Genomic DNA, 24353 nt, shown 5'->3' on the forward strand with positions numbered 1-24353 from the left:
AGGCCCGCGCACGGGCATCATGGCGGCCATGCCGCACCGCGTCCTGCTCGCCGACGACGACCGCGCCATCCGCGAGTCCCTCGTCCGGGCCCTCGACCTCGATGGCTACCACGTCACCGAGGTGACCGACGGGGTCAGCGCGCTGGCCACCGCCCGCCGCGACGGCTTCGACGTGCTGATCCTCGACGTGATGATGCCCGGCGTCGACGGCCTCGGCGTGTGCCGCGTGCTGCGCGCCGAAGGCGACCGGACGCCGATCCTGATGCTGACCGCGCGCGTCGAGACCCCCGACCGGGTGGCCGGGCTGGACGCCGGGGCCGACGACTACCTGCCCAAGCCCTTCGAGCTCGACGAGCTCCTCGCGCGGCTGCGCGCCCTGTTGCGGCGCACCTCGGCGGAGCCGGACGCGCGCCGCACGCTGCGGCTCGGCGAGCTCGCGGTCGACCCCGCCGCCCGGCGGGTGTGGTGGCAGGGCACCGAGATCACCCTCTCCAAAACCGAGTTCGACCTGCTGGAACTGCTCGTGCGCAACGCCGGGATCGTGCTCGACCGCACCACGATCTACCAGCGCATCTGGGGGTATGAGTTCGGCGCGGACTCCAAGAACCTCGCCGTCTACATCGGCTACCTCCGGCGCAAGCTCGACCAGGCCGGTGCCGCGGACCTGATCCACACCGTCCGCGGTGTCGGCTACTCGGTGCGGCCGGCGTGAACCTGCGCAGCAAGCTCGCGGTCGCGTTCGCCGGCGTCGGCGCGGCCGCGGCGATCCTCGTCGGGGTGTTCAGCTACCAGGCCGCCTCCCAGCGCATCGACGCCGAGCTCGACCGGTCGCTGCTCACGACGTCGGCGGAGGTCGCGGCCGGCGCGACGCAGGTGCTGGCCCCCAGCCCGGTCACCCGCGGCCCCGACGACGACGACCACGACGAGGCCCAGCCGATGGTCGCCCAGGCGATCGCCCCGGACGGCGGCGTCCGCGCGATCGGCGGCCGCCCGGTCCGCCTCGACGTCGACGACGAAGACCGCGCGCTGGCCGCGACCGGCGCCCTCGCCGAGCACCGCTACACGAACTTCACCGCGGGCCACGACGACTACCGGGTGATCACCGTGGCGCTCGGGCCCGGCCGCGGCGCCGTCCAGCTCGGCATCGACGTCGACGAGTCCCGGCACGTCCTGGCGGAGCTGGCCGCGCGCATCAGCGGCGTCAGCGCGCTCGTGCTCGCCGGGGCCGCGCTGGCCGGCTGGCTGCTGGCCCGGCAGATCACCCGGCGGCTGGTCCGGCTGACCGACGTGACCGAGCAGGTCAGCGACGGCCGCCTGGACGACGTCACCGTGCCCACCGGCGGCCGCGACGAGGTCGGCAGGCTCGCGGCCTCGTTCGACCGGATGCTCGGCAGGCTCGCCGACGCCCGTGCCGACCAGGAGCGCCTGGTCCAGGACGCCGCCCACGAACTGCGGACCCCGCTGACCAGCCTGCGCACCAACGCCAGCGTCCTGCGCCGGTTCGCCGAGCTCACCCCGGAGTCCCGCGCCCGCCTGCTCGACGACGTCGACGGCGAAGCCCGTGAACTGACCCACCTCATCGACGAGCTGGTCGAGCTCGCTACCCGCCGTTACGAAGCCGAGGAGCCGGCGCCGCTCGACCTCGGCGAGGTGGCCGGGCACGCCGCCGAGCGCGTCCGGCGCCGGTCGGGGCGCACCATCGACGTCACCGCCGGCCCCTCGGCGGTGCGCGGCCAGGCGAAGGCGCTGGAACGCGCCGTCTCGAACCTCCTGGAAAACGCCGTCAAGTTCGCTCCCGACGGCCCGATCGAGGTCGTCGTCGGCGACGGCCGGGTCCAGGTGCTCGACCGCGGCCCCGGTATCGGCGACGACGACGCGGTCCGTGTGTTCGACCGCTTCCACCGCGCCGACGGCGCCCGCGGCCTGCCCGGTTCCGGCCTCGGCCTGGCCATCGTGCGGGAGATCGCCCTCGCCCACGGCGGCACCGTGTTCGCCGGGCCGCGCCCCGGCGGTGGCGCCGTGGTCGGGTTCACCGTCGGAGCCGATCTTCTCTTACCGAACTCTCACCCTGGTCACGTCGGCGGCTAACCGGGCTCCGGAAGGGTGGATCCCGACCCCCGAGGAGCCCGATGACCACCACTCTCGCCGCCCGCCGCGTGCCGCGGCCCGTGGTCCGCGCGTGGTGGCGGGACGCCGCGGGGCTGACGGCGTGGCTGAGCGTCCTGTTCGTGGTGGCGCTGTGGGTGTCCGGCCGCGGCCTGCAGGACCTGGGCACCGATTTCTTCACCGCCACCGGGCGGCTCACCGGGCTGCTGTCGGCGGACCTCCTGCTGCTGCAGGTGCTGCTGATGGCCCGGATCCCGTGGGTGGAGCGCAGCCACGGCCAGGACGAGCTGGCCCGGCGGCACCGGCTCGCCGGGTTCACCTCGATCACGCTGCTCGCCGCGCACCTGCTGCTCATCACCCTCGGCTACGCGGCGACCGACCGCTCCGGCGTCCCGGCCGAGGCCTGGGCACTGGTGACGACCTACCCGGGCATGCTCCTGGCGACCGCCGGCACGGCCGCGCTCGCCTTGGTCGCCGTGACCTCGGTGCGGGCGGCCCGGCGGCGGCTGCGCTACGAGTCCTGGCACCTGCTGCACCTCTACGCCTACCTCGGCGCCGGGCTCGCCCTGCCCCACCAGCTGTGGACGGGCGCCGACTTCACCGCCTCCCCGGTCGCCACCGCGTTCTGGTGGTCCGCCTACGCGTCGGCGGCCGGCGCCGTGCTGGTGTTCCGCGTCGGCCTGCCGGTGTGGCTCAACCTCCGCCACCGCCTGGTCGTCGAGCAGGTCGTGCCCGAAGGCCGCGGCGTCGTCTCGGTGTACCTGCGCGGCCGCGACCTCGACCGGCTGCCCGTGGCGGCGGGCCAGTTCTTCGTGTGGCGCTTCGTTTCCGGCCCGGGGTGGACGCGCGGCAAGCCGTTCTCGCTCTCGGCCGCCCCGGACGGGTACCGGCTGCGGATCACGGCGAAAGACCTCGGCGAGGGCAGCCGCCGGCTCGCCACTCTGCGTCCGGGCACGCCCGCGCTGTTCGAAGGACCGTACGGCCGGCTGACCGCCACTGTCCGAAAAGGACGAAAGCTCGCGCTGTTCGCGTCCGGCATCGGGATCACCCCCCTGCGCGCGCTCTTGGACGAACTCCCGTACCGGCCGGGGGAAGCCGTGCTGTTCCAGCGCGCGGGCCGGCCGGCGGACCTGCTGTTCCGGCGGGAGCTCGAGGACCTCGCCGCCCGCCGCGGGGTGCGGATCCACTACCTGCCCGGCCGGCGCTCGCGCGACCGCGCGTCGTGGCTGCCCGCCGGGTACGCGCCGGTGCCCGACGAGCAGGTGCTGCGCCACCTCGTGCCCGACATCGCCGAGCACGACGTCTACGTGTGCGGCCCCGACGCGTGGACCGGCGCGGTGCTCGGCAGCGCGCGCCGCGCCGGCGTGCCCGCCGACCGCGTCCACGCCGAGCGGTTCGCCTGGTAGGAAAGGACTTCCGATGCGCAGGATCGCCATCGCCTTCGCGGCGACCGTGTCCGTCGTCGTGCTGCTGTTCAGCTACCGCACCAGCACCGACCAGACGCCGGTAGCGGCCGGCCGTCCGCTCGCGCGCCCCCAGCCGACCCACCCCGCGAGCCCGCCCGCTTCCGGCGCTCCCACCGGTGCCGCCACCGGGACGTTCACCGGCGACGCCGCCGACACCCGCTACGGCCCGGTGCAGGTGCGGATCACCGTCGCGGGCGGCCGGATCACCGACGCCGAGGCCATCGACTACCCGCAGGAGAGCGGCCGGGACGTCCGGATCAACTCGGCGGCCGTGCCGGAGCTGAACCAGGAGGCGCTGCAGGCCCAGAGCGCGCAGATCGACACGGTCAGCGGCGCGACGTACACCTCCGAGGGCTACCAGCGGTCGCTGCAGTCGGCGATCGACCGGGCCCACGGGTGAGCACCGCGCACCGCCGGTCCTGGACCCGGCCCGTCATGGGCACGGCGGCGAGCCTCCACCTGCGCGGCCCGCGCGTCGATTCCGACCCCGCGGTCGAACCGGCCGTGGCCGCGGTGTTCGGGCACCTGCGGGCCGCCGACGAGCTGTTCAGCACCTACCGGCCGGACAGCCAGGTCAGCGCGCTCCGCCGGGGCGAGCTGCCGCGCCGGGAGTGGCACCCGTGGCTCACCGAAGTCGTGGCGCTGTGCGAAGAAGCGCGCGACCGCACGGACGGCTACTTCGACGCGGCGCTGCCCGGCGGCTTCGACCCGTCCGGGCTGGTGAAGGGCTGGGCGGCCGAACGCGCCGCCGCCCACCTGGCCCGCCTCCCCGGGTTCGACCACTACCTCAACGTCGGCGGTGACATCACCGGCCGGGTCGGCCGCGCGAGTGCCCCGCCGTGGCGGGTCGCCGTCGAAGACCCCGCCGGCCGGACCGGCTTCCTGGCGATCCTCGAGCTGCGCGCCGGCGGCGTCGCGACGTCCGGTTCGGCCGCTCGCGGCGCGCACATCGTCGATCCGCGCACCGGCGCGCCCCCGCGCGAACTGCTCGCCGTGACGGTCACCGGCCCGGCCCTGGTGTGGGCCGACGTCTTCGCCACGGCCGCGTTCGCCCGCGGCGGCGAAGACGTGACCGAATGGGTGCCGGCGCACGCACCGGGCTACCGCGTCGCCGCCCTCGCCCGCGCGCCCTGAGCACGCGGCGTCCCCCGGCCCCCACACCCTCCACGAAGGACATCATGACCACCGTCAACGGCCTGCCCGCCCACGTGCTGCTCGTGCACGCGATCGTCGTCCTGCTCCCCCTGTCGGCACTCCTGCTGGTCCTCAGCGCGCTCTGGCCCGCCGCACGCGGCAAGCTGGCCGGTCCCAACGCGATCCTGTCCGTGGTCGTCGTGGTCCTCGTCCCGATCACGACCGAGGCGGGCGAATGGCTGGAGCGACGCGTCGCCTCCACACCGCTCGTGCGTGACCACACCGAGCTCGGCGACACCGCGCTGTGGGTGGCGATCCCGGTGGCCGTGCTGGCCCTCCTGGTCTGGTGGCGCCGCCGCGAGAGCCTGCGGGCCGACCGGCGAACGTTCCTGGCCCCGGCCTCGGCCGCGGTGACGGTGGTGCTGTCGGTCCTGGCGGTCGTGGCCGCGGGCGCGGCGGTCTACGACATCTACCGCATCGGCGACTCCGGCGCGCAGGCCAGCTGGCAGGGCCAGTTCAGCTCGGCCCCGGCACCGCGCGGGCCCGCCCGCTGATCCCGGTTCGCACTTGCACCGGCGCGGGGCGGCTACCGGCCGGCCAGCTCGGCGACGGCCGGCGCGAGAGCACCGGCGCCGTCGGCGCCGACCACGAAGTAGGAGAACCCGATCTCCTCGCGCCGCCGCTGGATCTCCTCGGCCGCGGCAGCGGGGTCGCTGGGCAGGAACGCCAGCGAGTCCGCGGCCCGGACGGCAGCGGGGTCGACGTCGGGGCTGGCCATGAACGCCGCGACCGAGTCGCCGACCACGGGGACGTGCAACGCCAGTTCCACATCGCGACGGTTGTCGAAGTGTTTCACCCGGTCCACCGTCGCGGCCCGCGTCTCGATCTGCGGCATCACGAAGGTCACCGTGTCGGCGAGTTCGGCGGCGAGCGCCTGCGCCTTCGGCCCGCCCACGGCCATGACCACCGGGGTGTGCCGGTCCGGGCCGTCGAGGTCGCGCAGGGCCGCGACGACGTCACGCACCTGGCTCAGCCGCCGGCCCGGCGGGGTGGCCGGCAGCCCCAGTTCGCGGAGCTGGTCGGCGATCCCGGGCCGGCCGGTGCCGATGCCCAGCTCGAACCGGCCGTCGGTGAGCACGGTCAGCGAGTGCGCCTCCCACGCGGTGATCCACGCGGGCCGGACCGGAGAGGCGTACACCCAGGTCCCCACGCGCAGGTCGGTGACCGTCGCCGCGACGGCGAGCGCCGGACCCGGTGCCGGCTGCCACTGCGGCACGTCGGGCATCAAGATCGTCGAGTAGCCGCTGTCGGCCAGCGCCCGTAGCTGATCACGCCACGCCGCCAGGTCCGTGGCGATCGGCGCGACGACGCCGAACCGCAACGGCCTGTTTTCGCCTGCCGGGTGACCCGTCATGGTGAAGCTCCTTTCTCGTGGCCCGCCTTGGTGCCGTGATTTATACCTGCCACGCAGTCAACGGCCTGATGTCACTCGGGTGTCGTCGGCCGGGCCGGCCGGGTAGGGTGCGGGCATGCCTCGCTGGGAACCGGGCAGCACGGAACGCATGCAGCAAGCCGCTCTCGAACTGTTCGCCGAGCAGGGATTCGAAAACACGACAGCGGACGAGATCGCCGCGCGCGCCGGAGTGACGAAGCGTACTTTCTTCCGGCATTTTCCGGACAAGCGCGAAGTCCTCTTCCACGGTCCGGCGAGCGGATTCCCCGTGGCCGCGGTCATCGAGGGAATCGCCCGTGCGGACGCGACCATGAGGCCCCTCCGGATGATCGCGTCCGCGGTCGCCGGCTACGACTGGGACGGGCTGGCCCCCCGGCTGCTGCAGCGGAAACGGCACGCCGTCATCGCGGCGAATCCGGAATTGCTGGAGCGCCAGCTGATCAAGTACGAGGCGATCAGGCTGGAATTCGCCGAGGTTCTGCGGCAGCGCGGTTTCGACGACGACGCCGCGCGATTGGCAGCGGACATCGGCATCGCCCTGTGCCGCTCCGCCTATGAACTCTGGCTCAGGGCGAGCGACGACACCGGAATGGATCGGATCATCGACGATGTCGTCGACACGCTGAGGATTTCCGTGAGTCCCGAAAGCTTCGGCTCCGTGCGCGGTCGGCCCGGCAGTTGACGTCACTGAGTGACATCGCTACGGTGATGTCACCAAGAGACATCACCCGAGCGGCCGGAGTGCGGAAGCGACCGACGGCGAAAGAAGGGGACGACCCATGTCGACGAACCAGAACGCGCCCGCCACCCAGAGGTACATGGTGGTCGGGATCCTGCGCGAAGACACGGACCTCACGGAGTTCGCCGCGCTCCGGGAGGACGAGCACAAGCAGCTGGAAGTGCTGCGCGCGGAAGGCAGGATCGGCGCCCACTACGTCTCCCCCACCCGGCGGGCGACGTTCGTCGAGATCATCGCCCCCGACGAAGATCACGTCGCGGAGACGCTGGCAACCCTGCCCTTCGCACGGTTCTTCGACGCCGACGTCTACCCGACCGCGCCCCCGGACGCGGCGGAACTCGCCCACCGCGCGCGGCTGTGAGCCGCTCCCGCCGATCTCTCCCGGGAGGAAACCGCGGCGAGCCCGGTCGCCGGGGTCGACGACCGACTCGGCGAAGCGTCCCGCCACCCCCAGCGGCTCTCCCCACCGGCAAGTCCTCGCACTGACCGGACTCGCCGGCCCGCCTTCACGCTTGGAGGTTCTCCAGGTCCTCGAGCAGGCCGGGGTGCACGGGTTTCCAGCCCAGCGCCTCGCGCGTGTGTGCGCTCGAGGCGGGCTGGTCCATCGCGAAGATCGGCCCGAACGGCCCGAAAACCTCCGGTGGCACGGACTCCACCGGCAGGCCGAGCCGCCGGCCGACGACCTCGGCGATGTCGCGGACCGCGTCGCCTTCGTCGGCCACCGCGTGCCAGGACGTGCCGGCCGGCGCCGACTCCAGGACCAGCCGGAACAGGACCGCCGCGTCGAGCGCGTGCACCGCGGGCCAGCGCTGCTTGCCGTCACCGGGGTAGCCCGCGACACCGCTGCAGCGCGCCTGCTCCGCGAGCAGGCCGGCGAAGCCGCCCTTGCCGTCGCGGTGCACCGTGCGCGGCATCCGCACCGCCGCGCTGCGCACCCCGCGCGAAGCCGAGTCCAGCAACGTCGTCACCGAACGCGCGCGTTGCGCGACCGGTCCCTCGGCCGGCAGCGGGTCCGCCTCGGTGGCCGTCCGGCCCGGGATCCACGGCGTGCCCGACACGGCGACGATCGGCCGGTCACTGCCGGCCAGCTCCTCCCCCATCGCCCCGTCGGACTGCGCGACCCCGGCCCTGAGCAGCCGGACGTCCGCGAGGTCGCCGCGCAGCACGGTGGCTCCGGCGGTCTCCAACCGATGGTTCCCGTGCCGCCGGTGACGAAGACGCGCATGATCACTCCTTGATGAGACGCTGTCTCATCTAGCGCAACGCCCTCAAGAGCGGCGAGCTCGCGGCCACCGCGCTCCGCGGGCGGGGCGTCCCGCAAGCGACCGCGGACCTGGCGGGCGAACTCGGAGTCCTCGCCGTCAAGCGGGGTTTCGCACGATGGTGCGACAGCGACGACGACGTCGGCCTCGACCGCCGCATGCTGGAAGCCCTGGAGCACCTGCGCGTGGCGGCCGCCGCGCTCTCGACACGACCCGCGCGCCACGTGGATCCAGGCCGGTGAGGGCCCCGGGCTTCGCCTCGTTTCGCCGGGCATCTCAGTGGGTAGTTGCGTCGCGGCGCGGAAAGTGTCCCGATGCCCGGAGGTGGCCGCGGTGAGCATCTCGTTCGAACCGGAGCGGCTGGAGATCGCGCGCCTGGAGACGAGCACCGGGGTCGTGGCCCTGGCGCTGTCCGGGGAACTCGACGCCGGAACGACGCCGAAGCTCGCCGGCGCGCTCGTCCGGGCGCTCGACGAAGTACCCGAAATACTCGTCCTCGACCTCGCCGGGGTGTCGTTCATGTCCGTTGCCGGGGCGCGGTCGATCCGGCTCACCCACGACGCGGCGGGGTCGACCCGGCTGCGTGTCGTGACCGGCGACAGCCGGGCGGCGCACCAGTTGTTGCACGGAACCGGGTTTTCGGCCGTGCTCGACTGCTACCCGACCCGGTCCGCGGCGCTGTCCGCCGGCAGCCGCACGGCCTTCCTCACCCGGGCGAACGCCAGCTGGAACCGGTAGGGCTCAGGCGTCTCCGCGGCTCACGGTCAGCTCGGTCCACGGGACCTCCCGCAGATCGCGGTGCACCCACCGGGCGATCCGGTCGACCACCCACGGCCGGCTCATCTCGTCCCGCTCGTAGCCCAGCAGGCGGACGCGCCGGTGAGGAACGATCAGCGCCGCCCGGATCACCGGCGCACCGTCGCCGTCCGCCTCGGTGATCAGGTCGGCGATCCGCCCGAGCCGCCGCCCCTGGGCGTCGTAAGCGGTCGAACCCAGCAGGTCACTCGCGCGCATCGCGGGCTCCCGGAATCCGGCCGATCACGTGCTCGCGAAGCCATTTTTCCAGCGGTGGTTCGGTCAGGACCTCGGCCCGCAACGACAGCGTCAGGTGACTCCCGACGTCGGCGACGTGTTCGAACGGGATCCGCAGCGGCGCGGGTGTTTCCTCCGCGCGCAGCCGCGTGGCGATCGCGGCGAGCCAGTGGCCGAACCGGCCGCCGATCCGCCGTCCGAGGGCGACCTGGCCGACCAGCAGCGCGACGACCCGCAGCCGCCCGTCCTCACCCGCGGCGAGTTCGACGTCGTCGACCTTGCCGACCTTCCGGCCCGCCAAGTCGACGATCTGCCGGTCCAGGAGGTGGAAGTCGATCCGCAACGTGGTCATTGGCCGGCTCCGGTGATGATCATCAGCGGGATCGCGGCCACCGCCGCGACGAGGATGACGCCCAGGTAGGTGACGCCCAGTACGTTGCGGATCCGCCCGTTGACCTGGTCGCCGAGGTAGTCACGGTCGTTCGCGACGACGAGGATCGGCAGATAGGTCAACGGCAGGACCACCGCGGACAACAGCAGCGTGTACTCGGTGAGCTGCACCGGGTCGATGGTGGTCAGCAACAGCGCGGCGCCCAGCACGACGCTGACCAGCACGACAGTGTGGAACCGGGCCGCGCGGCGCGGAGCGACGCGTTTGCCCCACTCCCAGCCGAAGTACTGCGCGACGGTGTAGCCGGCGGACAGCCCGGTCTCCAGCGCCGCCCCGAACGTCGCGGCGAACACGCCGAGGATGGCCACCGCCAGCCCGAGCTTGCCCAGCGCCAGCCCGACCGGCAGCGTCGTCTGGGTGATCGCGTCGACCTTCACCGAGGCCGGTTCGAACACGACCGCGGCGCACGCCATGATCGCCAGCGACAGCAGGCCGCCGAGCGGAAACCCGACGAACACGTTGACGCGCTCGGTGCCGAGGTCCTTGCGCGTCCAGTTTTCTTCGACCCCACCGGAAGAGAAGAAGAACACCTCGTACGGCGTCATCGCCGCCGCGAACAAGGCGACCGCGAAATACCCGTAGGTGGCCCAGTTCTCCGTCGGCGGCGGTCCCCCGCCGACCTCACCGAGCAGATCGGCCCACGGCACCGGCAGCGTCACCAGCGCGACCACGAACACGACCAACGCCAAGCCCAGCAAGCCGAACACCCGCTCGAGGGTCTCGAACTTGGTGCGCCACAACACCACCCAGAGCACGACCGCCACGACCGGCACCCACAGCAGGTAGTGCACGCTGGTCGCCAGGTGCAGCGCGAGCGCCACCCCGCCGATCTCCGCGCCCAGCGTCAGCATCGTGACCAGATAGGACCCGGCCAGGTTCACCAACGCGATCCGCGGCCCCAGCCGTTCCCGGATCAGGTCGAACACCGGACGGCCGCTGACCGCGGCGATCCGGCCGGCCATGTCCGCGTACACGCAGATCCCGACGATGCCGACGACCACCACCCACGCCAGCCGCAGGCCGAACCGGGCGCCGGTCTGGGAGTTCGCGACCAGGTCCCCGATGTCGACGAAACCCCCGATCGCCGTGAGGATCCCCAGCGTGACGGCCAGGATCTTCTTCACCGGTGGCGCTCCAGGAAACCGGCCAGCAGGTCACCCGTGCCACGCAGCTTCGCCGCCAACGCGCGTTCGGCGCCCGGCCCCGCATCGGCCGCCGGGCTCACGGCCGCCACTTCGGCAGCGGCGGCGCTCAGCAACGGCAGGCACTCGTCGTGCACCGCGAGGGCAGCCGCATCCGGCACCTCTTCGCCGGTGAAGTCGCTGGTCGCCGTGGCCAGGGTGTCGCGGGCCTGCCAGAGCACCGCCGACCGGTACGGCGGGAGGATGTTCCCTCCGGCGTCGGCCGTCACCATCAGTTCGGTGGTCCGGACCTGGGACAGCGCCTCTTCGGCCGCCGCAAGCGCCGAATCCCGGTAGTCGTCGGACGAAGCAGGCAGAACGGACGGAACGACGACCGCGGCCAGCACGACGGCCGCGAGTCCGCCCCACACCGTGATTTTCGCCGTTCTGCCGGGCACCGGATCACCGTAGTCCCAGTGGGACGATCCGGCCGACCGACAGTGGCGGGGAACCCGTCGTCGTGGCCGTCAGCGTCCGTCAGCGCCGCCGGCGGAGGCGCGTGGACGTGCCGCCCGCTGGTGCCGGCCGGCGCGGGCCGGTACGGCTCCGGTCAGCGGGAGCCCGGCCCGGGTTCCGGAACGTCGCCGATGTAGGGACCGCTGCCCACCCCGCCGACGGGCGACGGGTCGCTCGAGGGCCCTCCGGCCGCGGCCGCCACCGGAGCGAGGACGGCGAGCAGGGCCGCGGCGAGCAAAGCGGCTGCGCCGGCACGTTTCATCGGTCGATCCCCTTTCGTTCCCCCACATGGTGCCAGACCCGGCTTGCTCACGTCCGGTTGGTGATCCCCCGGGCTGAGTCATGATCGGCACCCTGCGGCACGGACTCGAAGCACGGCGGTCACGCGGCCTGCGGCTCGACCACCCCCTGTCGCAACCGGTCACGCTCGGCCCAGCGGACCACGGCGGGAACGGCCAGGCCGGTCAAGGCGAAAACACCGCCGATCACGAACCAGCCCGGGGTTCCCCAGGTGATGCACAACGCGATCAGCACCGCCGGCCCCAGCGTCACGCCGAGCCCCAAGCCCATCCCGAACAGGCCCTGGTACTGGCCGACCGCGTGCGGGGGCGCCAAGGTGAAGGACAGCTCGAAACCGCCCGCCGCCTGCCAGAGCTCGCCGACCGTGTGCACCACCACCGCGGCCAGCAGGAGAACGAGAGCCAGCCACGTCGGGGCGCCCGCCATGGCCGCGATCGCCACGCACGCCGCGAAGAACGCGAAGCCGGCGCGCCGGAACGCCACCGCCCCCGCCCGGGTCGTGTCGATCCGGCGGCTGGCCCGGACCTGGAAGAACACCACGATCACGGTGTTGACCACCATCACGCCGGAGACCGTCCAGTTCGGCGCCGTGGTCCGGGCGACGAGCCACAGCGGGACCGCCGCGGTGAGCACCCGGTATTGGATCGCCATCACGCCGTCCAGCAGCGTCAGCGCCAGGTACGGCCGGTCCCGCAGCGCGACCCGGCGGGGCCCCGTGCCGGCCGGTTTCGGCGGGACCGCCGGGAGGAACAGCACGATCGCCGTGCTCGCCGCGTAGGACACCGCGCTGCCGCCGATCAGCAGCAGGTACGCGTTGCGCGTGTCGGCCGCGACACCCCAGCCCGCCAGCAGCGCACCGAGCGCGATGCCGAGGTTGGTCACCGAGCGCAGGTAGCCGCGGAACTCGGCCGGCCGGTCGCCGCCGAACTCCTGCACCAGCGGGCTGCGGGCCGCCGGGCCCGCCGTCTGGGCCGCGGCGCCGAGACTCGCGAAGGCCACGAACGTCCAGAAGTCCTGGGCCAGGCACAGCCCCGTCATGGAGATCGCGCCGAGCACGAGCGTCAACGCGTAGACGGTCCGGGCTCCGTGGCGGTCGGCGAGGTGGCCGAACGGGATCCCGGCCGCGAGCGACACCGCGCCCGCGATCGTCAGGCCGGCGCCGACCTGGCCGGCCGGCAGCCGGACGACGCGGGTGAAGTACAGGACACCGGCGGTCAGGTAGACGCCGTAGCCGGTCATGGTGACCAGGGTCGCCACGGCCAGGAGCCGGGGTGGTCCGCCGCGGGGCAGGAGCGCGGGCATGGCAGGCCTTTCTCAGTGGTGGGACAGGGTGAAGGCGCGGTCCTCGGCACCGGCTCCGGAACGCGGCGGCGTGGCGGTCCACCGGCACAGGCCGACGCCGAGGTTCATGCCGCCGCCGAACCCGGCCAGCAGCACGACGTCGCCGACGTTCAGCGCGCCGGCGCGGTGGGCGGCGTCGAGCGTGATCGGCACGGACGCCGCGCCGGTGTTGGCGAAGCGGTCGACGGTAAGGTGCAGGGTGGCGTTGGGCAGGTCGAGCGCCTCCCCCAGTTCGCGCAGCATGACGCCGTTGGCCTGGTGCGGCACGAGGTGGTCCACGGCGGCCGGCGGCAGGCCGCTTTCCCGCAGCGCCGAGGCGATCGCGCCGGGGACGTGCCCGGTGACGAAGTCGCGCACGCCCCGGCCGTCCATCCGGAAGAAGTGCTCGCCGTCCAGCACCGAGCGCACCGACGCCGGGACCCGGCTGCCACCCGCGCGCACGCCGATCAGGCGGTGGTCGTCACCGTGTCCGCGCAGCCGCGTGCCGATGACGCCCCCTCCCGCCGGTACCGGTCCGAGCACCACTGCTCCCGCACCGTCACCGAACAGGATCGCGGTCTTGCGGTCACGCGCGTCCAGGATGCGGGAGTAGATGTCGGCGCCGATCACCAGCGCGTGCCCGCCCTCCCGGACGAGGCCGTGGGCCATGGCGAGGGCGTAGACGAACCCGCTGCACACGGCGTTGACGTCGACCGCGGAAGCCGAGCGGGCGCCGATCAGGTGCTGGACCAGGCTCGCCGTGGCCGGCTGCGGGTGGTCCGGGGTGGAGGTGGCGACGACGATGTGGTCGACGTCGTCCGGGCTCAGGCCCGCCGCGAGCAGCGCCCGGTCCGCCGCGATCGCCGCGAGGTTGGAGGTGGCCTGCCCCGGTTCGGCGCGCCGCCGTTCGCGGATGCCGGTCTTGCGTTCGATCCACGCCGCGTCGACCCCGGCCGCCGGGGCGATCTCGGCGTTGGTGACGACGCGGCCGGGCAGGTAGGAGCCGGTGCCGAGAACTCCGATGTCGGTCATGTCGGCCTTGTCTTCCTCGGGGGTCAGCGCAGGGCCCACAGGCCCGGCAGGCGGTCGGGTCCGGACTCCGGCACGAACTTCACCGAGTCCACGAGTTCGGCGGCGAGCGCGCTCGCCGCTTCGGGCGTGTCGGCGCCGACGACGATCAGGCCGACGCGGTCGCCGGAACGGTGCAGGGGCTTGACCTCGTCCCCGGGCCCCACCCCCAGTTCCGCGTGCAGGACGGCGGGGTGCGCGAGCACCTCGTCCCAGCCTTCGACGGCCGCGAGGCGTCCCGGCGGCGGCGTGAAGTACCGGACGGCCGCGCCCCGGCTCGGTTCCGGGGGGACGTCCGGGAGCGGGCGCCCCAGCATGTCGTCGAAGACCAGCCCGTACAGCTCGAGACCGGGGATGGCGTGGGCGAGCATGCGGTGGATCCAGTCACCGCCGAACCGGCCGTGCACCTCGCCGAGCACCACGCCGGCCGGGGTGAGCCACAGCTCGACGTGGAAGCCGCCGGCCCGCAAGCCCAGCGTCTTCAGCGCACCCGACACCTGCTCTTCGATCTCCCGCCGCCGGGCGTCCGGCAGCGGCGCGGGCAGCACGTGCCCGGTCTCGACGAAGAACGGCGGCGGCACCTTCTCCTTGGCCGTGACGGCGAGGATCTTCGGCTCGCCGCCGAGGAAGATCCCTTCGACGCTGAACTCCGGTCCCTCGACGAACTGCTCGACGAGGAACGGCCGGGCGTCCGGCAGCAGCGCGAGCGCCGCGGGCAGCTCGGCGGCCTCGGTCACCCGGCTCACGCCGGTGCTTCCCATGGCGTCACGCGGCTTCACGATCCACGGTCCGGGCTGCTCGCGCAGGAAGGCCTCGGCCTCGGTCCGGTCCGCGCAGAGCCGGACGACCGGCTGCGGGAACCCGGCGGCGGACAACGCTTCCCGGCAGGCGTCCTTGGTCCGGACGCGGTGCACGGCCGCCGGCGGGTTGCCCGGCGCCCCGACCGCTTCGGCGGTCTCGGCCACGGCGACCTGCAGCAGTTCTTGAAGGGCGTAGACGGCGTCGAAGCGCTCACCCCGGGCACGGGCCCAGGCCGCGGACTCCCCCGGCCGCGAAACGTCCACAGTGGACGTCTCCGCCGCCTTCCCGACGACGTCCGCCGTCGCTTCGAGGATGTCGGCGGTGTTGGTGACGTGCACGCGGATGCCGCGAGCCGCCGCCTGGGCGAGTGCCTCGGCCGCCATGTCGAGGCTGAAGCTCAACGGCCGGGCGCCGCCGACGAAGAGCAGGGTCGGCGCATCAGACATGGGTGTCTCCTTCGGGTTCCAGCGTGATGAGGACTTGGTCGGCGGTGACGCCGTCGCCGAGCGCGCACGAAAGCCGCTCGACCGTCCCGGCGAAGGGCGCGAGGACGCGGTTCTCCATCTTCATCGCCTCGACGACCACGAGCAGCTCCCCCGCTTCGACCCGGGCACCCGGTTCGCACGCCACGCCGACGACGACCCCGGGCATCGGCGTGCGCACCACGCCGTCGGCGGCCTCGCCGCCGCCTTCGGCGAACGTGCGGCGGAGCAGGGCGAAGCGGTGGCCGCCGAGAACGATCTCGTAGCCGCCCGAGGTGGGCAATCCCGTCCAGCGGGTGGATCCCACGGTGCCGCGCACCAGGCCGTCCGCCGCCGGTTCGGCCACCACCGTGAGCCGGCGGCCGTCGGCCTCGACGTGCAGCCCGGCCCGGTCGCGGGCCAGCAGCCGGGCTTCGCGGTCGCGCCCGTCGAGGCGCAGGACGAGCCGGCCGAGCGGGGCGTCCGGGTCGAGCGCGGCGCGGTCGAAGGCGCCGATCGTCCCGGTCCACGGCGAGGCCGACGCGGTCCGCTCGGGCACCGCCATGGCCGCCGCGCACGCGAGTGCTTCCGCGTCGCGGCCGTGGGCCGCGGGGACGGCGGTCAAGCCGTCGACCAGGTGGGTGTCGACCCGGCCCTCGACGACACGCGGTTCGGCCAGCAGCTCGCCGAGGAAGCCGAGGTTCGTCGTCAGGCCGACGAGCGTGGTCTCCTCGATCGCCGTGCGGAGGCGGGTGAGCGCGGCCTGCCGGTCGGGGCCGGCGGCGACCAGCTTCGCGACCATCGGGTCGTAGAAGCCGGGCACCGCGCCGGAGTCGTCGAACGCGGCCTCGACGCGGACGTCCCGCGGCCACCGGACGAGCTCCGCGTGGCCCGGCGCGGGCCGGAAGCCGTGGGCGGGGTCTTCGGCGTAGACGCGGCACTCGATCGCGTGCCCGGTGGCGCGGATCTGCCACTGCGGCAGCGGGATCGGCTCGCCGTCGGCGATCCGCAGCTGCCACTCGACGAGGTCGAGGCCGGTGATCTCTTCGGTGACCGGGTGCTCGACCTGCAGCCGGGTGTTGACCTCCAGGAAGAAGAACCGCCCGGCGCCGTCGAGGATGAATTCGAACGTCCCGGCGCCGACGTAGCCCAGTGCGGTGGCGCCGCGCACCGCGGCCTCCAGCAGCGCGCGGCGGGTGGTCGGCGGCAGGTGCGGCGCCGGGGCCTCTTCGACGATCTTCTGGTGCCGCCGCTGCAGCGAGCATTCGCGTTCGAAGAGGTGGACGACGTTCCCGTGCCGGTCGCCGAAGACCTGCACTTCGATGTGCCGCGGCGCGGCGACGTACCGCTCGGCGAGCAGCCGTCCGTCGCCGAACCCGGCCCGGCCCAGCCGGACGGCCTCGGCGACCGCCTCGGGCAGCTCGGCCTCGTCGTGGACCACGCGCATGCCCTTGCCGCCGCCCCCGGCGACCGGCTTGAGGATCACCGGGTACCCGATCCGGCCGGCGTCGGCGCGCAACCGCTCCACTGACTCCGTCGCGTGCTCCGAGCCCGGCAGCACCGGCACACCGGCCGCGGCCATCAGCTCCCGCGCCCGGGCCTTGTCGCCCATCGCCTCGATCGTCGCCGCGTCCGGTCCGATGTAGACGAGCCCGGCCTCGGCGACGCGCGCGGCGAACTCTGGGTTCTCGGACAGGAATCCGTACCCGGGGTGGACGGCGTCGCAGTCGGTGCGCCGGGCCGCCTCGATGACGGCGTCGATGTCGAGGTAGCTCTCCCGGGCCGCCGGTCCGATGAGGACGGTCTCGAGCGCCCCGTCGAGGTGGGCCGCCTGCGCGTCGGCCGCCGAATACACGGCGACGTGGCCGACGTCCAGCCGGCGGCAGGTGCGCGCGATCCGGCGGGCGATCTCCCCGCGGTTGGCGATCAGCACACGTTTCGGCATCGTCCCCTCACATCCTGAAAACCCCGAAGCGGGTCTCCCGCTTCGGCGCGTCGGCGGCCATGGCCAGGCACAGTGCCAGCCAGTCCCGGGTCTCGACGGGGTCGACGACCGCGTCGACCCACAGCCGGGCCGCGTAGTACAGCGGCTGCGCCTGCCGTTCGTAGGCGGTGAGGATCGGCTCGCGGATCTCCGCCTCCTCCTCGGGCGTGAGCTCGCGGCCGTCCTTGGCGAGCTGGTCGCCGCGGATCAGGGTCAGCACCTTCGCCGTCTGCTCGGCACCGACCACAGTGGACCGCGCGCTCGGCCACATCGCCATCAGCTGCGACCCCATGGACCGCCCGCACATGGCGAAGTTGCCCGCGCCGTAGCTGCCGCCGATGACGAGGCTGAACTTCGGCACCTTCGCGCACGACACGGCGTTGACGAGCTTGGCGCCGTGCTTGGTGATGCCGCCCGCCTCGTACTCGGCGCCGACCATGAACCCGTTGATGTTGTGCAGAAACAGCAGCGGGATGTCTCGCTGCGCGCACACCTCGATGAAGTTCGCGGCCTTCTGCGCGCTCTCGGAGAACAGGACGCCGTCGTTGATCAGCACGCCCACCGGGTAGCCGCCGACGTGCCCGGTCCCGCAGACGATCGTCGGGCCGAACCGCGCGCGGTACTCGGTGAACTCACTGTCGTCGAGCAGGCGGGCGAGGATCTCGCGGGCCGGGATGTGTTCCCTCAGCCCGGCGCTCACCACACCCGGCAGCTCGGCGGGGTCGTACTTCGGCGGCCGGGGTGCCCGCGGCGGCGCGGCCAGCGGCGGCCGCGGGCTGCGCGCGGCGAGGTCGCGCAGGATCTCGAGGGCGTGGTCGTCGTTCTCGGCGAGGTGGTCGGCGACACCGGTGACGCGGGTGTGCAGGTCCGCGCCGCCGAGCGTCTCCGCGTCGACGACCTCGCCGGTCGCCGCGCGCACCAGCTGCGGTCCGCCGAGGAACACCGTGCCGGTGCCGCGGACCATCACCGTCTCGTCGCACATCGCCGGGATGTACGCCCCGCCCGCGGTGCACGAGCCCAGCACCGCCGCCAGCTGCGGCAGCCCTTCGGCGGACAGCTCGGCGATGTTCCGGAAGATCCGGCCGAGGTGGTCCTCGTCGGGGAACAGGTCCTCCTGCAACGGCAGGAACACACCCCCGGAGTCGACGAGGTAGATGCACCCGAGCCCGTTCTCCCGGGCGATCTTCTGGCCGCGCAGGTGCTTGCGGACGCCGAGCGGGAAGTAGGTGCCGCCCTTCACGGTGGCGTCGTTGGCGAAGACCATGAACGGCCGTCCGGCGACGATCCCAACGCCCACGACCAGCGCGGCCGAGGGCACCGGCTCGTCGTAGACGTCGTGCGCGGCCAGCTGGCCGACCTCCAGCAGCGGCGTGCCCGGGTCCAGCAGCCGCGCGACGCGCTGCCGGGCGGTCAGCTTGCCGCGTGCGGCGTGCTTGCGGTGCGCTTTCTCGCTGCCCCCGGCCAGCGCCGCGGCCCGCGCCCGGGCGATGACCTCGCGGTTGACCTCGAAGTCCTCGGCGTTGCGGCGGAAGGCGGCCGAGGTGACGTCGAGGTGCGAACGCAGCGCCGTCATGCCTCCCCCAGTGTGCCGAGGAGGGCGGCGAACCGCTCGATCTCGGCCGTGGTCATGCCGGCGCGCAGCATGATCCGCAGCCCCGCCTTGCCGCGGCCGATGATCGGGAAGAAGATCGGCGAGACGTAGAAGCCGTTGCGGAACAGGTGCTGGGCGAGCCGGACGGTCGCGTCTTCCGAGCCCACCCGGACGAACCGGATGGGCAGGCCGTCGCCGCGTTCGCCGGTCTCCACCAGGCGGTCGAACAACGCGATGTTGTCCTGCAGCCGCCGCTGCAACGCGGTCAGCTCGTCGGTGCGGTGCAGCTCCGCCGACGCGAGCACGCCGCCGAGGCCCGCGGTGTTGATCCGCTGCGACCACATGAGCGGGCCGCCGTTGCGCTGCGCGGTGTCCAGCCGCCACTGCGAACCCCGCCGGCCGAGGAAGATCGCGCCGCCGGACGCGCCGAAGCCCTTGTTGAGCGAGGTGATGATGATCGTGCGGTCGTTGATCTGCCCGAGCTCCTCCAGCACGACACCGCGGCCGCGGTGCCCGACCGTCGAGATGCCGTGGGCTTCGTCGAAGACGAGGAACAGGCCGTACTTGTCCTGCAGGGTCAGCAGTTCCCGCACCGGTGCCTGCCCGCCGGTGCTGTAGACGCCGTCGGCGACGTAGGCGACCCGCTTGTGCTGCTTGCACAAAGCCTCCAGCGCCTCGACGTCGTTGTGCGGCACCACGGCGACCTCGGTCTCGTCGGCGACGCTCGGCTTCATCGCGTTGAGGCAGAAGTGGGCGTTCTTGTCGAACACCATCAGCGGCGGCTCGCCCTCGGTGAAGATCCCCGAAGCGACCAGCGGCAGCGCCGCCCACGCGGCCGCGGCGCACGAGTTGAGCGTCACGGCCTCGACGTCGAACAGCTCCGACAGCGCCGCCTCGGCGTCTCGCAGGGCACCGAAGCGGACCCGCATCCGGGACGTCGAGGTGTTCAGCGCGCCTTCGGCCAGGACGGCGTCGGCGGCGGCTTTCACGAGCTTCGGGTGCGTGTCCAGGCCGAGGTAGGAGTAGGAGGACATGTTGACGAACTCGTGGTCGTCGTCGAGGGTGCGGTGGCGGCCGTCGCCGAGCCCGGCCACGACGACGTCGAACAGGCCGGCCTTGTCGGTGACGTCCCAGAAGTCGTCGCTGATCCGGGCGGACTTCTTGATGTTCAGGAACGAGTGCACGGTTTCTCCTTCAGTACGTGTGGAAGCCGCGGCCGGTCTTGCGGCCGAGGTGGCCGGCTTCGACGAGCCGGGAAAGCGACGGCGGGGCGGCGTAGCAGGGCTGCTTGAACTCCTCGTGCAGCGCGGCCGCGATGGCGGCGACGACGTCGAGGCCGATCAGGTCGGCCAGCCGCAACGGCCCCATCGGGTGCGCGCAGCCCAGTTCCATGGCGCGGTCGACGTCCGCGGCCGGGCAGTAGCCGGTGTCGACCATGCGGATCGCCGCCAGGAGGTACGGGATGAGCAGGGCGTTGACGACGAAGCCGCTTTGGTCGGCGACGGTGATCGGCTGCCGGTCCAGGGTGTGCTCGGCGAACGCGGTGACGCGCTCGGTCACCTCCGGGGCGGTCGGCAGCGCGGGCACCACCTCGACGAGCCGCATCGCCGTGACGGGGTTGAAGAAGTGCAGGCCCAGCACCCGGTCCGGGCGGGTGGTCGCCGCGGCGAGCCGGGTGATCGCGATCGCCGAGGTGGTGCTGGCCAGGACGGTGCCGTCGCCGGCGATCTTGTCCAGGGTCGCGAAGAGGCCGAGCTTGAGCTGCTCGTCCTCGGGGATCGCCTCGATGACGAGCTGCCGGTCGCCGAGTTCGGCGAGGTCCGTGCCGACGCTGATCCGGGCCAGCGCGGCGTCGCGCTCGGCCGGCGTCAGCTTGCCCTTGTCGACGCGGCGGCCGAGGGACGCCGCGATCTTCCGCGGCGCCGACGTGAGCGACGACTCCCGCGACACCGCCAGGCGGACGTCGAGCCCCCGGGTCGCGCAGAGCTCGGCGATCCCCGCGCCCATCGTGCCCGAGCCGACCACACCGACCCGGGCGATTCCGTTCGCAGCCACTTGTTTTCCCCGCATTCTTCACCTTGGAATGACCGGTTCTTTTCGAACCGAATGTCCGATCACGCACCCTTGCGGGCGCCTTGCCGATCGGGGGAAACGTGCTCACGCGGATGCCGGGCGCGGCTCACCCCGCGTCCCGTTCCAGCGTGTTACCCCAGTGCCCCGGTTCACTTCACCCCAGTCCGCGGCTTTCGCCAGTCTGCACATCGCGAGCACGGCGGCGCTAGAGGGGCAACTCCCCCACCTTTCTCCCCGGCCCGCGGCCCGGCCACCCCGGTTTTGCCCTGACCAGCGCGAATTCGGCGCTACTTCCCGGTAGATACCGGAGGTCCGGACCACTTGTGCGGCAAGCGTCACGTCGCGAAAGCCCGGGACGCAAACGCGCCGCGTCCTGTAAACCCCCGAACGGGCGAGCGACGGGCCCGCCGGTCGCGCGGACCGGCCGGGCGAATCCGGGGGATGCCACCCCAGTCCGGCCGGTATCGGCGCAACGCCATTCCAGTATCCGGTCCGCCTTGGCGCGGACTGGCGCTTTCGTGTATCCAAGGAGAGCCTGTCCGGAGGGGCCGGAGAGCTGGGGGCTCAATTCGATGCGTGAATACGATTATTCCTTTTTCGCGGCCGCTCGCCGCGCATGCTGATCCGGTCGCCGGAGCTGGTCGGCCGGGACGCGCACCTGCAGGTGCTGGCCGCGGCTTTCGACGACGCGCTGGCCGGGCGCGGCGGCGCGGTCTTCCTCGCCGGGGAAAGCGGGATCGGCAAGTCCCGCCTCGCGCGGGAGGCGGCGGCGCGGGCGGCCGGGCGAGGCGCCCGGGTGCTGCGCGGGCAGGGCAGCTCGGTCGGCCCGGTCGTGCCGTTCCGGCCGCTGGCCGAAGCGCTGTTTTCGCTGACGCGGGACACCGAACCGGTCGACGTGGGCGAACTCGGTCCGTACCGGCCGGCGCTGGGTGTGCTCGTGCCCGACTGGCGCGGTGCCCCGGCGGACGACCCGGCGCCGCCGCTGCTGGTCGTCGCCGAGGCGGTGCTGCGGCTGCTGACCGTGGTCGGCCGGGCCGGTGGCTGCGTGCTGGTGCTCGACGACCTGCACGACGCCGACGCCGAGACGCTGTTCGTGCTGGAGTACCTGACCGGCAACCTGGAGTCGGCGCGGGTGCTGCTGATCGGCACTTTCGGCGACGAGCCGTCCGCCGCTCGCGAGATCGCCCGGTCCGCGGCGCGGCGCGGGTTCTGCGCCCTCCGCACGCTGCGCCGGCTCGGCCCCGGCGAGGTGCACGACGTGGTGGCGGCCTGCCTCGGGACCGACCGGGCCCGGGTGCCCGCCGAAACGGCGACCCACCTGTGGCAGCTCAGCGCCGGGATTCCGTTCCTGGTCGAAGAACTGCTGCACGAGCTCGTCCACGACCGGCTGCTGACCGAGCTCCCCGGCGGATGGCACCTGGCGGACGCCTCCGCCGGCGCGGTGCCCGCGGCCCTGGTCGGCAGCGTCGCCTCCCGGATGGCCCGGCTCGGGCCCGACGGCGCCGGGCTGCTGGCCGCCGCGGCGGTGTGCGGGCTCCGGTTCGCCGCGCCGGTGGTGCAGCGGGTCGCCGGAGCCGACGACCGGACCGTGGCGGTCTTCCTCGACGCGGCCGTCGAAGCGCAGCTCCTCGAGCCGGATCCGGCGGCGATCGGGTGGTACGCCTTCCGGCACCCGTTGGCGGTCGAGGCCGTGCTCACCCAGCTCGGGCCGACGCGGCACGCGGAACTCGCCCGGCTGGCCGCCGACGCCGCCGAGCTGCTGCACCCGGGCCTGCCCGGGGACTGGTGCGCGCAGGTGGCGCGGCTGCGGCAGCTCGCAGGCGACCGCGCCGCCGCCGGGCGGCTGTTCGCCGACGCCGGGCACCGGGCGCTCGAGGCGGCGGACACCGGTTCCGCGGTCACCTTGCTGGAGCGCGCGGACGCGCTGCTGACCGACAGCCCCGACCTGCCGGTGCGGGGCGCCGTGCTCGAGTCGCTGATCCAGGCGCTCGGCGAAACGGGGCAGACCGATCGCGCCTTCGCCTTGGCGAGCCGCTTCTCCGAGGTCGGCCTGTTCGAGCGGGCCGCCGTGCTGCACGCGCGGCTGGCCTGGGCCGCGTACCTGGCCGGCCGGACGGACGAGGCGCTGGTCCAGGTGACCGCGGCCCGCACCCGCCACGGGTCCTCCGGCGGCGACCGGCAGCGCACGGCGGTCGACGCCGTGCACGCTCTCCTCCTGCTCGAAGTGCCGGGCCGCGAGGACGACGCGGGCCGGCTCGCCGCGGGCGCACTGGAGCAGGCCGGCCGGCACGACGACCCGGTCGCCGGGTGCCAGGCGGCACTCGCCTTGGGCACCCTCGCCCGTGACCGGGACCCGGCGGCGGCGAGCGAGCACTTCGAACGGGCCCGGCAGCTGATCGAGACGCACCGGATCCCGTTGTGGCGCACGCACGTCCTGCTGCGCATGGGCGAGCACGCGGCCCTCGCCGACGGCGACACCGGCGGGCTCGCCCTCGCGCGCGAACAGGCGGAACGCGGCGGGGCGGTGGCCGCTTCCCATGCGGCCGAAGCCGGGCTCATCCTGCACGGGCTGGTCCTCGGCGGCGATTTCCGCGCCGCCGGGCCGCGGCTCTCGCGGCTGGCGGCGAGCGCCGCGCACCACGGGCTCGGCGCGGTCGTCCGGCACGCCCACGTCCTGCGCGCCGTCTCCGCCGCGCACCGAGGCGACCGCGCCGGCATGGCGGAGGCGATCGCCGAGGCGCGCGCCGCCGGCGGCGACCACCACCCGGACCTCGCCCTGTGTCCGGGTCTGGCCCAGGCGTTCTGCGCGGTGCTGGAGGAGGATCGCGACCGGGCCCGCCGCGACCTGAAGCGCGTCGCCGGCGGGCCGCTGGCCGGACAGCACGGGCTCCGGATCCTGCTCGACGTCCTGGCCGGCGAGGAGGAACCGGAGGCGCCGCCCGGGAGCCTGCTGCGCTGGAACCGGCAGTTCACCGCGCTGGCACAGGCGGTGGCGTGTGGCCGCCGAGGTGACATCGCCGGCGCGGAAGCCGCGGTGCGGGAGGCGCGGGAAGCGGCGCGTCCCTATCGGATGGCCGCGCACCTCGGTGCCCGGCTCGTCGCCGAAGCCGCACTGGCCGACGGCTGGGGCGATCCGGTCACGTGGCTGCGCACGGCGGAGGAGTACTTCCACGACGCCGCGGTCCCGGCCGTCGCCGCGGCGTGCCGGGCGCTGCTGCGACGGGCCGGGGAGTCCGTCCGCCAGCGGCGGCCGGGTCTGCAGCGGCTCCCCCGGGAACTGCGCGACGCGGGGGTGACGGTGCGCGAGTACGACGTGTTCCGCCTGCTCGCGCACCGCCTCGGCAACACCGACATCGCCCGGCGCCTGCTGATCTCGCCGAAGACGGTCGAGAAGCACGTCTCCAGCCTGATGGTGAAGACGAAGCTCCCCGACCGCGTGACGCTCTTCGACTACGCGGCGGCGATCAGCGGCTGA

Annotated in this window: 24 protein-coding genes; 10 read left to right on the top strand and 14 right to left on the bottom strand. The window is 73.6% G+C overall.

The genetic code is table 11. The annotated features are described in order from the left end of the window. Positions 1-19 precede the first annotated feature (19 nt). From ACWEVP_RS20890 to ACWEVP_RS20915, 6 genes are read left to right on the top strand one after another with little or no spacing between them, the layout of a single operon-like run. Positions 20-712, top strand: coding sequence for a response regulator transcription factor (locus ACWEVP_RS20890; RefSeq protein WP_452064214.1), 693 nt, complete (start codon positions 20-22; stop codon positions 710-712). Next, positions 709-2088, top strand: a complete 1380-nt coding sequence (locus ACWEVP_RS20895; RefSeq protein ID WP_452064215.1) for a HAMP domain-containing sensor histidine kinase — start codon at positions 709-711, stop codon at positions 2086-2088. Before ACWEVP_RS20890 ends, ACWEVP_RS20895 begins: the two co-directional genes overlap by 4 nt. 41 nt (positions 2089-2129) lie before the next feature. After that, positions 2130-3512, top strand: coding sequence for a ferredoxin reductase family protein (locus ACWEVP_RS20900; protein WP_452064216.1), 1383 nt, complete (start codon positions 2130-2132; stop codon positions 3510-3512). A 13-nt stretch (positions 3513-3525) separates the two neighbouring features. Beyond that, complete coding sequence (locus ACWEVP_RS20905) at positions 3526-3972, top strand: FMN-binding protein (RefSeq protein WP_452064217.1); 447 nt, start codon at positions 3526-3528, stop codon at positions 3970-3972. Beyond that, positions 3969-4706 (top strand): FAD:protein FMN transferase, encoded by a 738-nt coding sequence (locus ACWEVP_RS20910; protein ID WP_452064218.1) that lies wholly within the window; start codon positions 3969-3971, stop codon positions 4704-4706. The genes ACWEVP_RS20905 and ACWEVP_RS20910 overlap by 4 nt, the downstream gene beginning before the upstream one ends. 44 nt (positions 4707-4750) lie before the next feature. Continuing rightward, the gene (locus ACWEVP_RS20915) at positions 4751-5260 is read left to right on the top strand and encodes a DUF2231 domain-containing protein (protein WP_452064219.1); all 510 of its coding nucleotides are present in this window, start codon (positions 4751-4753) and stop codon (positions 5258-5260) included. Between the two features lie 32 nt (positions 5261-5292). Here the strand turns inward: ACWEVP_RS20915 and ACWEVP_RS20920 are convergent, their stop codons facing one another. Then, positions 5293-6120, bottom strand: coding sequence for an LLM class flavin-dependent oxidoreductase (locus ACWEVP_RS20920; protein WP_452064220.1), 828 nt, complete (start codon positions 6118-6120; stop codon positions 5293-5295). A 115-nt stretch (positions 6121-6235) separates the two neighbouring features. Between ACWEVP_RS20920 and ACWEVP_RS20925 the strand changes: the two genes are divergently transcribed. Together ACWEVP_RS20925 and ACWEVP_RS20930 are read left to right on the top strand one after the other, a co-directional pair. Further along, positions 6236-6841 (top strand): TetR family transcriptional regulator, encoded by a 606-nt coding sequence (locus tag ACWEVP_RS20925; RefSeq protein WP_452064221.1) that lies wholly within the window; start codon positions 6236-6238, stop codon positions 6839-6841. Between the two features lie 97 nt (positions 6842-6938). After that, a complete protein-coding gene (locus ACWEVP_RS20930) occupies positions 6939-7259 on the top strand; it encodes a muconolactone Delta-isomerase family protein (protein ID WP_452064222.1) in 321 nt (106 codons plus the stop codon). 145 nt (positions 7260-7404) lie between these two features. On the opposite strand, the gene ACWEVP_RS20935 is transcribed toward ACWEVP_RS20930, so the two are convergent. After that, the gene (locus ACWEVP_RS20935; protein WP_452064223.1) at positions 7405-8085 is read right to left on the bottom strand and encodes a 3-beta hydroxysteroid dehydrogenase; all 681 of its coding nucleotides are present in this window, start codon (positions 8083-8085) and stop codon (positions 7405-7407) included. A gap of 408 nt (positions 8086-8493) precedes the next feature. On the opposite strand from ACWEVP_RS20935, the gene ACWEVP_RS20940 reads away from it, so the two are divergent. Beyond that, on the top strand, positions 8494-8898 hold the full coding sequence (locus ACWEVP_RS20940) for an STAS domain-containing protein (protein WP_452064224.1): 405 nt from the start codon (positions 8494-8496) through the stop codon (positions 8896-8898). 3 nt (positions 8899-8901) lie between these two features. Here the strand turns inward: ACWEVP_RS20940 and ACWEVP_RS20945 are convergent, their stop codons facing one another. From ACWEVP_RS20945 to ACWEVP_RS21000, 12 genes are all read right to left on the bottom strand, one after another. Then, complete coding sequence (locus tag ACWEVP_RS20945; RefSeq protein WP_452064225.1) at positions 8902-9174, bottom strand: PRC-barrel domain-containing protein; 273 nt, start codon at positions 9172-9174, stop codon at positions 8902-8904. Then, positions 9161-9544, bottom strand: coding sequence for a PRC-barrel domain-containing protein (locus ACWEVP_RS20950; RefSeq protein ID WP_452064226.1), 384 nt, complete (start codon positions 9542-9544; stop codon positions 9161-9163). The genes ACWEVP_RS20945 and ACWEVP_RS20950 overlap by 14 nt, the downstream gene beginning before the upstream one ends. Beyond that, a complete protein-coding gene (locus ACWEVP_RS20955; protein ID WP_452064227.1) occupies positions 9541-10767 on the bottom strand; it encodes an NRAMP family divalent metal transporter in 1227 nt (408 codons plus the stop codon). The genes ACWEVP_RS20950 and ACWEVP_RS20955 overlap by 4 nt, the downstream gene beginning before the upstream one ends. Continuing rightward, positions 10764-11222 (bottom strand): hypothetical protein, encoded by a 459-nt coding sequence (locus ACWEVP_RS20960; protein ID WP_452064228.1) that lies wholly within the window; start codon positions 11220-11222, stop codon positions 10764-10766. Before ACWEVP_RS20960 ends, ACWEVP_RS20955 begins: the two co-directional genes overlap by 4 nt. Before the next feature lie 152 nt (positions 11223-11374). Next, a complete protein-coding gene (locus ACWEVP_RS20965; RefSeq protein WP_452064229.1) occupies positions 11375-11542 on the bottom strand; it encodes a hypothetical protein in 168 nt (55 codons plus the stop codon). Between the two features lie 119 nt (positions 11543-11661). Then, positions 11662-12882 carry an MFS transporter gene (locus ACWEVP_RS20970; protein WP_452064230.1) on the bottom strand — a complete coding sequence of 407 codons (1221 nt, stop codon included), beginning with the start codon at positions 12880-12882 and terminating at the stop codon, positions 11662-11664. Positions 12883-12894: 12 nt separating this feature from the next. After that, positions 12895-13932, bottom strand: a complete 1038-nt coding sequence (locus tag ACWEVP_RS20975; RefSeq protein WP_452064231.1) for a 3-oxoacyl-ACP synthase III family protein — start codon at positions 13930-13932, stop codon at positions 12895-12897. A gap of 23 nt (positions 13933-13955) precedes the next feature. After that, positions 13956-15215, bottom strand: a complete 1260-nt coding sequence (locus ACWEVP_RS20980) for an ATP-grasp domain-containing protein (RefSeq protein ID WP_452064232.1) — start codon at positions 15213-15215, stop codon at positions 13956-13958. Continuing rightward, entirely contained in the window at positions 15208-17175 is a 1968-nt protein-coding gene (locus tag ACWEVP_RS20985; protein ID WP_452064233.1) for an acetyl/propionyl/methylcrotonyl-CoA carboxylase subunit alpha, read from the bottom strand. The genes ACWEVP_RS20980 and ACWEVP_RS20985 overlap by 8 nt, the downstream gene beginning before the upstream one ends. Before the next feature lie 7 nt (positions 17176-17182). Next, a complete protein-coding gene (locus ACWEVP_RS20990; RefSeq protein WP_452064234.1) occupies positions 17183-18787 on the bottom strand; it encodes a carboxyl transferase domain-containing protein in 1605 nt (534 codons plus the stop codon). Continuing rightward, positions 18784-19989 carry an 8-amino-7-oxononanoate synthase family protein gene (locus ACWEVP_RS20995; RefSeq protein WP_452064235.1) on the bottom strand — a complete coding sequence of 402 codons (1206 nt, stop codon included), beginning with the start codon at positions 19987-19989 and terminating at the stop codon, positions 18784-18786. The genes ACWEVP_RS20990 and ACWEVP_RS20995 overlap by 4 nt, the downstream gene beginning before the upstream one ends. Positions 19990-19999: 10 nt before the next feature. After that, positions 20000-20860 carry a 3-hydroxybutyryl-CoA dehydrogenase gene (locus ACWEVP_RS21000; RefSeq protein ID WP_452064236.1) on the bottom strand — a complete coding sequence of 287 codons (861 nt, stop codon included), beginning with the start codon at positions 20858-20860 and terminating at the stop codon, positions 20000-20002. Between the two features lie 634 nt (positions 20861-21494). Here ACWEVP_RS21000 and ACWEVP_RS21005 point away from each other — a divergent pair. Further along, the gene (locus ACWEVP_RS21005) at positions 21495-24353 is read left to right on the top strand and encodes a helix-turn-helix transcriptional regulator (RefSeq protein ID WP_452064237.1); all 2859 of its coding nucleotides are present in this window, start codon (positions 21495-21497) and stop codon (positions 24351-24353) included.

The organism is Amycolatopsis sp. NPDC003865 (genome assembly GCF_053605345.1).

What these genes read in the sequence shown, in the direction of transcription:
- ACWEVP_RS20890 (WP_452064214.1), top strand. Translation starts at nt 20, where the DNA reads ATGGCGGCCATGCCGCACCGCGTCCTGCTCGCCGACGACGACCGCGCC.
- ACWEVP_RS20900 (WP_452064216.1), top strand. Translation starts at nt 2,130, where the DNA reads ATGACCACCACTCTCGCCGCCCGCCGCGTGCCGCGGCCCGTGGTCCGC.
- ACWEVP_RS20905 (WP_452064217.1), top strand. Translation starts at nt 3,526, where the DNA reads ATGCGCAGGATCGCCATCGCCTTCGCGGCGACCGTGTCCGTCGTCGTG.
- ACWEVP_RS20915 (WP_452064219.1), top strand. Translation starts at nt 4,751, where the DNA reads ATGACCACCGTCAACGGCCTGCCCGCCCACGTGCTGCTCGTGCACGCG.
- ACWEVP_RS20920 (WP_452064220.1), bottom strand. Translation starts at nt 6,120, where the DNA reads ATGACGGGTCACCCGGCAGGCGAAAACAGGCCGTTGCGGTTCGGCGTC.
- ACWEVP_RS20925 (WP_452064221.1), top strand. Translation starts at nt 6,236, where the DNA reads ATGCCTCGCTGGGAACCGGGCAGCACGGAACGCATGCAGCAAGCCGCT.
- ACWEVP_RS20930 (WP_452064222.1), top strand. Translation starts at nt 6,939, where the DNA reads ATGTCGACGAACCAGAACGCGCCCGCCACCCAGAGGTACATGGTGGTC.
- ACWEVP_RS20945 (WP_452064225.1), bottom strand. Translation starts at nt 9,174, where the DNA reads ATGCGCGCGAGTGACCTGCTGGGTTCGACCGCTTACGACGCCCAGGGG.
- ACWEVP_RS20950 (WP_452064226.1), bottom strand. Translation starts at nt 9,544, where the DNA reads ATGACCACGTTGCGGATCGACTTCCACCTCCTGGACCGGCAGATCGTC.
- ACWEVP_RS20965 (WP_452064229.1), bottom strand. Translation starts at nt 11,542, where the DNA reads ATGAAACGTGCCGGCGCAGCCGCTTTGCTCGCCGCGGCCCTGCTCGCC.
- ACWEVP_RS20970 (WP_452064230.1), bottom strand. Translation starts at nt 12,882, where the DNA reads ATGCCCGCGCTCCTGCCCCGCGGCGGACCACCCCGGCTCCTGGCCGTG.
- ACWEVP_RS20975 (WP_452064231.1), bottom strand. Translation starts at nt 13,932, where the DNA reads ATGACCGACATCGGAGTTCTCGGCACCGGCTCCTACCTGCCCGGCCGC.
- ACWEVP_RS20980 (WP_452064232.1), bottom strand. Translation starts at nt 15,215, where the DNA reads ATGTCTGATGCGCCGACCCTGCTCTTCGTCGGCGGCGCCCGGCCGTTG.
- ACWEVP_RS20985 (WP_452064233.1), bottom strand. Translation starts at nt 17,175, where the DNA reads ATGCCGAAACGTGTGCTGATCGCCAACCGCGGGGAGATCGCCCGCCGG.
- ACWEVP_RS20990 (WP_452064234.1), bottom strand. Translation starts at nt 18,787, where the DNA reads ATGACGGCGCTGCGTTCGCACCTCGACGTCACCTCGGCCGCCTTCCGC.
- ACWEVP_RS21005 (WP_452064237.1), top strand. Translation starts at nt 21,495, where the DNA reads ATGCTGATCCGGTCGCCGGAGCTGGTCGGCCGGGACGCGCACCTGCAG.